The organism is Vibrio sp. 1557 (assembly GCF_033340175.1).
Classification (GTDB): domain Bacteria; phylum Pseudomonadota; class Gammaproteobacteria; order Enterobacterales; family Vibrionaceae; genus Vibrio; species Vibrio alginolyticus.
Window position 1 is genome coordinate 1 of record NZ_JAWOVZ010000206.1, and the last position, 1,184, is coordinate 1,184.

Annotated in this window: 2 protein-coding genes; both read right to left on the bottom strand. The window is 50.0% G+C overall.

All coding sequences use genetic code 11. From position 1 onward, the window contains the following. Positions 1-772: 1-phosphofructokinase family hexose kinase (locus R7070_RS25905; RefSeq protein ID WP_318141475.1), on the bottom strand; the 772-nt coding region annotated here is incomplete at its 3' end. Between the two features lie 11 nt (positions 773-783). Further along, a partial coding sequence (locus tag R7070_RS25910; protein ID WP_318141476.1) for an HPr family phosphocarrier protein occupies positions 784-1,184 on the bottom strand: 401 nt, incomplete at its 5' end.

Here is a 1,184-nt window from a genome sequence, read left to right on the forward strand (position 1 = left end):
CCGCACCTACGGTGCTCACCACATTCATGCGTGGCGGTTGTGCGCGTAGCCACTCGCTTTGGTTTAGCCACATCACACCGTCAGCACCCATCGACACAACAATGTTCTCGATGCCTTTGTTGCTGAGGGTTTGTGCTGCCACTTGGCACTGTTCTGGCGTTTCTAGGTGCTCACCGACAAAGTCACTCAGCTCTTCGTCATTTGGTTTAATAAGCCACGGATGAGCATCAATACCTGCACGTAGAGCGGCTTTGCTGCTGTCGAACAATACTTTTTTGCCTTGTTGAAGCAGTTTTTCAATCCACGCTGCGCATTGCTCAGCGGTTACACCGCCCGGTAAGCTGCCAGCTAGAACGAAGTAGTCGTGAGTGTCTGCAAGGCGGAACAGGGTCTCTTCAAAACGCGCAATTTCTTCTGCCGTTACTTGAACGCCAGGAAAGTTGATGTCACTCACTTGGCCGTCGGCTTCAACCAGTTTTACGTTGATGCGTGTTGCGCCTTCGACTTCAACAAACTCGTTTTTTACGCCAATTTCGGTGAAAAGTTGATGGAACAGTTCTGGGTTGTCTTTACCCAAAAAGCCGGTCACCGTAACGTCGGCGCCAAGGTCGCTTAGCACTTTTGCAACGTTAACGCCTTTGCCTGCCGCGTGAAGGCTACTTTGTTCAACAAGGCTGACTGAACCTACCTTTAGCGCGTCGAGCGAGCCTGTTAGATCAAGCGCAGGGTTTAGCGTGATGGTCACAACTTTGTTTGTTTTTAATGCTGTCATTTGCGTGCCCCTTAACCTTCACCTAGGCCAGAAGCAATCGCGTTGCCGATAGACTCCAGCGCTTGAGCCGCGTCTGGGCCTTCAGCAGAGAACTGTAATTGGTGACCGTGTTTCACACCAAGGGCAATCACTTTCATCAGGCTTTTCGCATTTACTGCTTTACCATCACCATCTAGGTTTGCCACGCGAATGTTTGATTCGAATTTCTTCGCTTCTGCAACCAGCATCGCACCCGGGCGAGCGTGAAGGCCATGTGCGTTTTTGATCTTAAAGACTGCTACGTTGCCATCTTCGGCTGGCGCTGCCACTTCTTCGCCTTTGAATAGCGCGAGAATCTGTTCTGCAGAGGCATCTAACAGCTTATTGTGTTCGTTGTTGAAAACGATTTTAGACAAGTTGTTCAGAATTGATT